Origin of the sequence: Aeromonas sp. R6-2 (genome assembly GCF_040908155.1) — a bacterium.
Taxonomy (GTDB): Bacteria; Pseudomonadota; Gammaproteobacteria; order Enterobacterales; family Aeromonadaceae; genus Aeromonas; species Aeromonas schubertii.
Map to the genome: position 1 here is coordinate 1 of NZ_JBFODE010000013.1, position 9,712 is coordinate 9,712.

Consider the following 9,712-nt stretch of genomic DNA (forward strand, 5'->3'; position numbering starts at 1 on the left):
AGCCAATACCCTGCCCCTCTGATGATCTATCGATGTTGTGATATCCCACACTAGGCGTTGGTGATTAATTTATTGATCTTGCTCAGGAAACCATCGCGTCCCGCTTCCCTATCCAGCACGACTCGCTAACATAGCCGTTTGGCAACCGTCTCACCGGAGTCACCCATGAGTCAGGCCTACGCAATATCGCAGGTTAACAGCAGCAGACTGGGGGCTGAAATTCAGGGGCGGTAGCCTTGCCGGATGGAATGGATAAGCGAACGTTGCCCACAACGACCCATTCAACATAGTGACGGCTTGATGCTGATTTCTGAGCTGTTCACGCAGGCATGCTGTGACGACACTTTCCAAGAGGGCCCTGAGCACTGTTTTTTACACAGCAGTAACGGTGGCGCAAAAAGAGGAAGTCAAGCGAACACGCCCAACATGACAAACAACCTGGTAACATTATGATTTAATAATGATTTTTACTTTGCGGCGATGAGGATGTTACGGAGTTAGATGGAATTCTCTGCTAACGGATTAGTACCGCCTTCCATCTAATCACTGTTAGACACTCATCTTTACAAACGGAGAAAGGCTATGATCAAACGACTCTTGTCAGTGGGTGTTGTCGTTCTTTTGGCTGGCTGTGCAACCTTCCAAGGCGGCATGCCAGATCTACCATTCAATACTGAAGAAGAGCTTGGCATTGTCAAGGCAAACTTGAAAGATGCCGCCTCGGTTAACACATATTACAATTCGCCATCTTTGGAAACGAGAAATAAGTTTATCGCTTCTCGGCTTGTGATAACAAATATCGAATATCTTAAGTACATCAAGAATCTGTCGGCTGAAGAATCGCAGATTCATTCAGCAACAGATATATTGGTTTTATCGCTCGACGTTGCTGCAACCGCCTTTAGTCCAGTAACAACGAAAACAATCCTGAGCTCTCTGTCATCAGTTACTGGCGGCACTAGAATGGCCATAGATAAGAACGCATATGCAGATAAGGCTATGTCAGCCTTGGTCTCCGCCATGAACGCACAGCGGAAAGAGGTGCTCAAACGAATTGTAGTGGGTTCCGCAATGAGCTTAAATGGCTACACATTCGAACAGGCTTTGTCGGACATAAATGATTACTATTTGGCAGGCACAATAAATGGCGCGTTGTCTTCAATACAACGAGACGCGGCAGTCAAAGAGGCCGCCGCAGACAGCGCAATAACAGTTGCAATGGGCAAGCGAGACTCGAACTTTGTGGACGCTAACATCCAAGCACGAGTTGATAAGATGCTAGGCGCGGTAAGCAAGCTTACCGACCAACAATTATTCGATCTGGTAAGCAGCCCGCCAGTTACTAATGCGGAAATAGCGAAGGTTGTCGCTGCACGAGACCCAGGGAACCTGCGTACCAATAATAGAGATGCGGCCATTAAGATAATCAAAATGATGATTGTTCTGTCGAATAGGGATGAAAAGAGCCTTTTCGCATGGGAGGCCTCAGTTAAATCCGTAGCCAATTGATTAGACCGGAGAGATATTATGCCTGCCACAGTAACCACTAAAGAGATATTTCCTTCGGCAACGAGTGAGACCAGCCTTGATGAAGAGGTTAGATTGAGAATCAAAGCGGGAGCCATTCGTAGTTGGTATGAAAAAGGCGCTGACGAGTACGTCTTATATACAGAGTGGAATGTTATTGGAGAACAGTAATTTGTAAGTATTTGTCTAACATGACGCTCAAAAGGGACGCCCGGACAACTGGCTTCGATAAGTGGTCAGGTAATTCAACTGGTCTGCCGTCGGTCACCCGCAGCAGGTCCGGTCGCCCCTTAGCTCTACGTTATGTTTCTTTTCAATTAACAGATATTCTTGAATGAACTCATATTTAGTTTCGGATAAGCCAATAATTTATGCAGATATGAATGTATTCCGGTACTTGGCTTGCGGAGACATTTCTATTCTGGAACCAGAAAGATTCAAGTGGGTTTATTCCCATGTCCACCTTGATGAAATTCACCGGAATGGAAACAGAGATGCACTCGAAGGAATGAAATTGCTGAAAGCAGTCGAGATTTGTGATGTTCTGAATCAAGACTTCCAATCTGAAGGTAATATTGTAATAAGGGATTATATGGATCCTTATTCGAGATATGAGCAACACTTAGAAGCAATTTCTGGTTATGAGGGAGCGGCAGATCAAATGATGGAGTACCTCATACGCTCTTTTGGAGCAGACAACTTTAAAGAGCTAAGTGAGACGCCAGAGCAAATGCGAAATGAAATTGAGCGAATAACTAGTAATATTCCTGATGAAAGGCGCAAAAATTTAATCGAGAAAGCATCTAAAGTGTCAAAGGAAATGGAAGTCACAATTGAAAAGCACCTAAAGAACAGGATGCCAATTGATAAAACAAGAAGTGCGTTAGGCGTTACAAGCGAAAATCGGAAAGCTATCGAGAAGTCTGAATCTGCAATTGATGAAATTTGGGATTTAATTTCACCTTCAATACCAAATGTCTCAAAAAATCAGTTCTTTGGCTTTGAGCCACTTCCGGGTATTGAGGGAGTTCAGCATACTCAACATGGTGCAATATCGGGGGCATATATTGTGCTCAATATGTTAGGAATAAGCCCCGACACAGGTCTTGGGAAAAGGGACAAGATCAAGAATGTAATGTCAGATGGGCAGCACGCTGGAATGGCATCTTATTGTAATGCCTTAGTTTCCGCTGATAGAGGAATAATTAACAAATCATCGTGTATATTTTCATACCTGAATAATGTTACCAATGCTTTGCATTTTGAGTATCAAAAAGGGTACCAGCTTAACCTTGTCGTAAGCAAAACATAACAAGCGCATGTTGTCGGATTGGTTTTCCGCTGCGCTCCAAACCAGCCGCAAATGCGGGCGTTATGAGTCACAAGGAGGTCAGAGTGAGTGGCATTGTTTCTAGAATCAATCAAGGAAGATATGACTCTGAAAAGAGCCTGCTGAATCTACGTGACAACGCTATAAACAAAAAACGAATTGATGTACTTGATGCCGTAAATCAGCGCCTAAAAAAGTGCCATCCAAAAATCTATGAACGCCTCGTTGGACCGCTACATGAGCGCAAAAGAGACAAGAAATTTAAGTGCTATTGCAACAACCCAAAGAGCCTTCATGCAATATATCAAGATATCATAAACAACAAAGTTCACTTCCACTCTTTAATGTGTGATGCATGCTGGCAACAGGACATCGCCAAAACCTGGGGCTACTATGGCTGGGCAAGCAAGCTGATCCCACAAAAAACATGGGACGCACTATGTGAAGAGCGCGCTTATGACAAATTCGTTGAGTGAACTCATAACAATTGGTTCAAACCGTTCGCTTCGCTCACTGGGACGGGCTAAAGCCCGCCCCTTAACCAAACGTTATGCGCTTGCAGTAATCATTTGCAAACTCGTGAAACAATCCGATTTATAGGTAGTGATGTGCTATGGATGCAGAAATTAAACTTACGCTTCTCATCATTTCTTTGATGGAGAGAGCTTTAGAAGAAATTGCTAAAAATCAAGAGTTGAGAAGCTCAATTCTTGAAGGCGCCCAAAATATTGATGACTGGCTACAAGAAAAAAGAGGGAAAATTAACAGGCGAACTACTGTAGAAAGTATCACTTTGGCCATTAATACATCAGTGGTGAGGGATAAGAATACAATCTGCTCTATCATTGCTGTAATCACAACTCTTTATGCAACTCGTAAAATAACCAGAGGTGCTCACGTAGGCGGCACATTGAGAAAGTTTTTTGGAGAAAATGTATTTCCCCATATAGATGAAAAAGAACTGAGGTTCGCAAAGCCTGTTAACGAAAAAGTTTATGAACACATTCTTGAAAGCGTTAGCGATTCATTTCTAGATGTAATGAAGCAATATGACTTCAAAAAATATGCGGACTTCTCTAATGTAAACTCTGGGTATGGAACTTGGGCTGCAACATCATATATTGGTGTGCATGGTTTAGCGAAAGCAATATTAGATTTTGGAAGTGGTACTTTAAAAACTCTAAAAGAACTTATTGAATTCAAACGCGCATAACAAGTGCTTTAAGTTTGTTCCGGGCTTCGCCCTCCACGGGACGCCGTGCTGCGGCGCCCCTTAAGTAGGCGTTATGTTTATGGAGTAAAATTTGATGTTAGTGTCAGATTTGGCTGCGATCGTTACTGTTATCGCATTTTTCGTAACTTTAATCAGTATTTTGTTTTCTGCTAGAAGATATATATCAATTCGAAATCAAGAATTGGCGAGTGAAAGATTTAAGACATACCATGGCATTGTAAAAGCAGTTAGCAAAGGTTCAGATGAAGATGGTGTGCTGAAGTTAGTTAGCCAAGTTGCCTATATATATGAGTTACGCAACTTTAAAGAATACTCGGAACTAAGCCAGAACTTACTGGGACAGCTTAGAGAACGTTGGAATAATGGAGAAGATCCAGCGGTTTATAAAACTCTTAAAGAAGCCATCGACGATACTTTGTCAGCACTACAGAAAAAATAAACATAACAAATTGTTCAAGAGTGATTCGGCACGCGTGGCATTTTTACTATGCGTTGGTTTTAGTGGTTAAGGTGGTATGCGGAAGCATCGGTATTGTGTGCCTCACACCTTAACAAGGCGTTATACGAAGAGGATTTAACTTGGATATTAAAAATTTTATTTTAAAGTTAGTAGTAGAAATTAGGACACCCACCGTTTGTGTCCCCACCGTTTTGTGTCGGGTGTGAAGGCACTGAATGACTTTGATTCAAAGGGGTGGCAATACGGTGCTTGTCTGTAACGAAGGGGCTATGCACTGATCCACTGGCGGCGGTACGGATCTCAATACAACAAGCACCGCACTTTCTCCCCTATTTACTCTTTCCAGTTCGTATAACAATCACAGGGTATGTATGCGTTCTTCAAATAAAAAAGGTATATCTGGTTGGTTAATGCTGGTGGCCATTGGCCTGGTTGCCTCACCATTAATGCTGTACTTGACAAGACTGTCGGTATACCCAGGAGTGTTCGAGAGTGGTGGATGGTACGTACTCACCAATCCCGACTCGGAAAAATATGTAGAATGGTTTGCGTTGTTACTTTGCTCAGAAATAGCATTCAACCTTATTTTGTTTTCAGGTATCATCTACTTAAATTTTCTTTTTTTCTTAAAAAAGAAGATCTTTCCTAAAGCATATATAGCTTTTGTGACGGCGAGTTTGCTATATATCCCGATTAACATCTACTTGACTCATCTTCTGTTTCCTCAGACCACTTTATTTAACGGGGAGGCCATTAAGAGCATTTGTATTGCTCTCATATCTGCTTTAATTTGGATTCCCTATATGTTAATGTCACACCGGGTAAAGAATACATTTATAGAGGAATATGATGCGAAGAAGATGGCCATTTCTTTTCTCACTATAATTAGCATATTTTTTATTGGTTACTCCTCATATTTAAACAAAATAAAATACAAGCCGGAAAACATGACGATTGAGGATAAACTGATACTGTTCTCAATGACCATCAATAAGAATCTACCCAGGATATTAGACTCAGAAACCCAATTGGACTCTGTTTACGCTGACGCTAACAACCTCCAATACTATCACTCGCTTTTAAACTATAGTGTCAGTGATATCAACGCCCATACTCTACAACAAAACCTTCGTCATAATATAGTGCGTTCAGCCTGTGCTGACAGCACCACCTTAACATTTCTACAAGGCGGTGCGACCCTCTCTTATATTTACAACGATAAGAATGGAGCATACATAACCTCGGTTCAGCTCAATAACTCTGATTGTTCAGGTTACGTTAAATGAAAATATAACCAGTGAGATCATGCCCATCTTCATCGCCACAGACAGGAGGGATCTTTTATGAGTGATCATATGGCTCATCAAACATCCCCGTACAGTTGGTGCCGATGCTAAAAAACTGGATAATACCCACGTACGCGCCTGCATAAAGCGTGTACCTTGTCAGCTGCACAACAATACCAAGAAACGAGGAAGATAATGATAAAAAAGATATTAACCACCACCGCCATGCTCGCCGTTGCCGGATGTTCATCAACCTATCATCACACAGCACTCCAAACACCGGCAAAAAGGCTTGATGCAAACCTTGGTGTCTTGATTTCGATACCGGATGATGGCTTTTACGAAACACAGACATACGCGAATTCCGGCATGATGACGGCAAATGCCGTGAGAGCAGCCTTTGCCAAAAAGGCACGCAACGTTGATATCACCAATAGCTGCAAGAGCAACCAGTGTCTTGAAAGCATTGACACCACCCGGTATGGCTACTTCGTAAAGCCCACCATACTGCACTGGGAAGAGCGAGCGACCGAATGGTCAGGAAAGCCAGATCGCATCGAGATCCAATTAGTTATTTATGATGCCATCACCAAAAAAGAATTGGCCAACTCCTCTTATACCGGTAGAAGCAAGTGGGCGACGTTCGGAGGCGATCACCCGCAAGATCTGCTTCCCGACCCCACTAACGCCTACGTCTCCGGGCTTTATCAGTAACTCCATGGGTAGCCACGACGCCATCTGTGGTTACCCTGCCAAGCGCGCTGTTTACTCATGACTCCTGAACGCATCACGACATCTCAACTCTTTGGCAGCTTTACATCTACTCACTGGAAAGCTGCAATCTCAGGCATGTTTATTGTTCTATCCACTATTGCTGGCGGTGCATTTTGGGTCGGCCAAAAACTTACAGAGGCCCAATCGCTTTTACAACAAAGCGAGCTAAAAGGCGCGCTTACCCAACTGCAGACCAAATTGGAAGTCGCACACTCGCAGGTTGGGTCACTTGTCAGTGAAAATGCACAATTGCACAAAGAAAATAAGGCGTTAGAGAGTATTGTTAAACAGAAGGATGAGAAAATATCCACCCTGATTGTTTCACTCAATCAGACAGATAATTGCAAGTTTATTCATGAGCAAATACGTGCAACCCTGGTTGAGATAAACAGTACTGGAGGCATTGTCGTTTTTAATAACGATGAACATTGGGAAGAAAAACAGAAGATGCGTAGAGCCATGCTCGAAAAGCGCCTTGAAGGCTATCAGCTTCGCCTCGGGAGCTGTAATAAGTAATGGGCTCTCCCATCCAATGAGCAACAGAATACAGAAATTTGAACACCCACCATTTTGAGCGCCGCGTAGCGGCCAACAGCGCCGCAATCTGCCACCCCAGTCACCGTCGGGCACGGTATTGCAGCCCCCTGCAAGCCGTCGAGGTGAGTTGAGCGAGTCAGTAGCGCCGTCAGGGATGACGGCGCAGCGGACGGCTTGCCGGGGGAGAAGACCTTTGGTGACTTTGGGTCTTTCCAAAGTCACTCGCCACAGCCCGCAGGGCGGGCGAAACCCCTTCGGACGAAGTTGGGACACCCACCATTTTGCCCAGAAACGGCAAAGCCCGCACAAGGTGGGCTAGAAACAAAAAGTCCAGGGTCGGTAAGACTCTGGCCATCATTAGGATGATGCTAATCCTGAGTTGATGGGTATTCAACCAGCAGATTCTGTAACCCATGTCGGCTGGTGGTTAACAATGAACTCTCGCCACTCAGGTTCTAGACCTAAGGTCGATTGCTCGTCTTGGCTTAACGAGCCCCAGAATGGTAACCAAAATTGATCCCACCAGTATTCGATGTCCCCTTGTAGAGCACCCATTACTTCAGGATCTATCCAGGGAAAGGAGTCACCAGGAAGAGGCGGATATAGCTTTGTTGTTTGCAATAGCGCCAATACATCTAGGTCATCACTTGCAATCGAGACGACCGTTCCAGAGAAAGAAGGATGTAGAAACAACATCAACTTTCGACCGGTCTCATCCGCAGAGCGCCTCACTACCTGAGTTGGTAACTCAGAAAGGACCTCATAGCTTAAACCAGCAAGCAATTGCATCAGGGTGTCTCTGTCATCCTCTGATACCAGAAACCGAACGATGTACGCTTCAGTCTCCGGATCTGCTGGCAATGGTTTGGGGTATCGACTGTATGCTGGGTCTGGAGCTATGGTGAATCCAGAGCCTCTAAATACGTCCCGAATCTGAGGAGGATGTGACATCTGGCTGCGCCACAACAGCCCCCTCAAAAAATCCTTTATTTTAGTTTTCATACACCGAGCCCACTAGCAATTCATCCCCTTGAGTCAAATGGAGACAGGATCATGCTCCACCACTTTTTGTGCTTGGAGCTTATATTCAACTCACCATTATATTCGTCATCAAAAACAACGAAGCTATCAAAAGGCGAAGTTGGGCCACCCACCATTTTGAGCGCCGCGGAGCGGCCAACAGCGCCGCAATCTGCCACCCCAGTCACCGTCGGGCACGGTATTGCAGCCCCCTGCAAGCCGCCGAGGTGAGTTGAGCGAGTCAGTAGCGCCGTCAGGGATGACGGCGCAGCCGCAGGCGGCACATGAACGTGCCATGTGCGGCGGTACGTCCGACCCGCTCAGCGAGCCGAGGGCATCCGCGCAGCGGACGGCTTGCCGGGGGAGAAGACCTTTGGTGACTTTGGGTCTTTCCAAAGTCACTCGCCACAGCCCGCAGGGCGGGCGAAACCCCGCATAGCGGCAATCCCGCAGGGATTGTGATGCTTGCCATAGGTCAGGAGCTTGGCTGAGCTCCTCCAGAATGGCGGGCGAAACCCCTTCGAGGACAAAGTCCTCGCATCCTATGCGGTGCAGCCGCATCAAGGTACTTGCCATAGGCAAGGAGCTCGACCGAGCTCCCCCGCAAGGCCGGGCCCCTAGATCTGAAACCGCTCCACCAACCGGTGCAGGGTCCTGCCGGAATCGGCCAGCTCCTCACAGGTGTGGCGAGTGGCATCGGCCCCCTGGCTGAGCTCGGTCACGATCTGCTGAATGGCCACCAGGTTGCGGTTGATCTCCTCGGTCACCGCGTGCTGCTGCTCGGCGGCGCTGGCGATCTGCAGGTTCATGTCATTGATGGTGGTGATGGCGCTGCTCATCTGGTCGAGGTTGGTCACCAGGGCGCCGGTCTCGGCCAGGGTATTGCTGTGGCGGGCCTGGCTATCGCCCATCAGGGTGCCGGCGGCGGCCACTATCTGCTGCAACCGCTGCAACATGGTGCCTATCTCCACCGTGCTCTGCTGGGTGCGCGAGGCGAGCTGGCGCACCTCGTCGGCCACCACCGCAAAGCCGCGCCCCTGCTCCCCGGCCCGCGCCGCCTCGATGGCGGCATTGAGTGCCAGCAGGTTGGTCTGCTCGGCGATCCCCGAGATGACCCCCACCACGTTCTGGATCTGATCCGTCTCCCGGGTCAGGGTGCCAATCTGATCGTGGATGGCGTTAAGGTCGGTGATCAGGGTGTCGATGCCGTCCATGGCCCGGGTGATCACCACCCGGGTCTGGCGCGACAGGTGGTCGGCATTGCCGGTGGCGGCGGCCGCATCCCCCGCATTGCCGGCCACGCTGTGGGCGGTAGAGCTCATCTCGGTCATGGCGGCCACCACCTGCTCGGTCTCCCTGTGGTGAGAGCCCATGCGGCTGAGGTAGTCGCCGGACTGGCGCTGCAGGGTCTCGACCGACTGATAGACCCGATCCGAGGCGGCGCTCACCTGTAACCGTTCACCGACAGGGGCTTGACGCACACAATTCGGCAGGGATGGGGTAATTCGTTTTCTCGATGCAGGCCCGGACGACGGCGCGCAGCC

Annotated in this window: 10 protein-coding genes; 8 read left to right on the forward strand and 2 right to left on the reverse strand. The window is 47.2% G+C overall.

What is annotated here, in order from left to right; translation table 11 throughout:
* The first annotated feature begins 582 nt into the window (after positions 1-582).
* The 8 genes from AB5Y48_RS02200 (at position 583) to AB5Y48_RS02235 (ending at position 7,127) form a co-directional block, all read left to right on the forward strand.
* A complete protein-coding gene (locus AB5Y48_RS02200; protein ID WP_224163545.1) occupies positions 583-1,509 on the forward strand; it encodes a hypothetical protein in 927 nt (308 codons plus the stop codon).
* Positions 1,510-1,861: 352 nt separating this feature from the next.
* Positions 1,862-2,839, forward strand: coding sequence for a hypothetical protein (locus AB5Y48_RS02205; RefSeq protein ID WP_368163658.1), 978 nt, complete (start codon positions 1,862-1,864; stop codon positions 2,837-2,839).
* An 83-nt stretch (positions 2,840-2,922) separates the two neighbouring features.
* Positions 2,923-3,333, forward strand: coding sequence for a hypothetical protein (locus AB5Y48_RS02210; RefSeq protein WP_368163659.1), 411 nt, complete (start codon positions 2,923-2,925; stop codon positions 3,331-3,333).
* A 137-nt stretch (positions 3,334-3,470) separates the two neighbouring features.
* On the forward strand, positions 3,471-4,070 hold the full coding sequence (locus AB5Y48_RS02215; protein WP_368163660.1) for a hypothetical protein: 600 nt from the start codon (positions 3,471-3,473) through the stop codon (positions 4,068-4,070).
* 94 nt (positions 4,071-4,164) lie between these two features.
* A complete protein-coding gene (locus tag AB5Y48_RS02220) occupies positions 4,165-4,530 on the forward strand; it encodes a hypothetical protein (RefSeq protein WP_031853697.1) in 366 nt (121 codons plus the stop codon).
* Positions 4,531-4,922: 392 nt separating this feature from the next.
* Complete coding sequence (locus tag AB5Y48_RS02225) at positions 4,923-5,837, forward strand: DUF2569 domain-containing protein (RefSeq protein ID WP_368163661.1); 915 nt, start codon at positions 4,923-4,925, stop codon at positions 5,835-5,837.
* A 195-nt stretch (positions 5,838-6,032) separates the two neighbouring features.
* Positions 6,033-6,551, forward strand: a complete 519-nt coding sequence (locus tag AB5Y48_RS02230) for a DUF4823 domain-containing protein (RefSeq protein ID WP_368163662.1) — start codon at positions 6,033-6,035, stop codon at positions 6,549-6,551.
* 57 nt (positions 6,552-6,608) lie between these two features.
* Entirely contained in the window at positions 6,609-7,127 is a 519-nt protein-coding gene (locus AB5Y48_RS02235; RefSeq protein ID WP_368163663.1) for a hypothetical protein, read from the forward strand.
* Between the two features lie 411 nt (positions 7,128-7,538).
* On the opposite strand, the gene AB5Y48_RS02240 is transcribed toward AB5Y48_RS02235, so the two are convergent.
* Positions 7,539-7,937, reverse strand: a complete 399-nt coding sequence (locus AB5Y48_RS02240) for a hypothetical protein (protein ID WP_368163664.1) — start codon at positions 7,935-7,937, stop codon at positions 7,539-7,541.
* A gap of 848 nt (positions 7,938-8,785) precedes the next feature.
* Positions 8,786-9,649 (reverse strand): methyl-accepting chemotaxis protein, encoded by an 864-nt coding sequence (locus AB5Y48_RS02245; RefSeq protein WP_368163665.1) that lies wholly within the window; start codon positions 9,647-9,649, stop codon positions 8,786-8,788.
* Between the last annotated feature and the right edge of the window lie 63 nt (positions 9,650-9,712).